Here is a 237-nt window from a genome sequence, read left to right as displayed (position 1 = left end):
CGGCAAACACCGCTGCGGCGAACCCTGCCACTAAAACTGCAGCGGCCAAACCTGCGGAGAAAACCGCAGCCAAGCCACTGGCCAAAGCGGCGGCAAACCCTGCAGCGAAGGCTGCGGCCAAAACGGCAGCCACCAAGCCTGCGGCCAAAGCGGCAGCCAAACCGGTTGCCGCCACGGCCGCTGCCAACCCGGCAACCAAAGCGGCAGCAAAACCTGCGGCTAAAGCTGCAGCGAAAC

General features: G+C 65.0%; 1 protein-coding gene. It reads left to right on the top strand.

What is annotated here, in order from left to right; all coding sequences use genetic code 11:
• Window positions 1-237, top strand: a 237-nt coding sequence (locus tag AC0IXA_RS28110) for a hypothetical protein (protein ID WP_471815013.1), incomplete at both ends; no start/stop codon positions are given.

It is taken from the genome of Pseudomonas sp. AC083 (genome assembly GCF_979253165.1).
The sequence above is the reverse complement of the archived record's forward strand: the minus strand, read 5'-3'. Positions and strand labels throughout refer to the sequence as shown.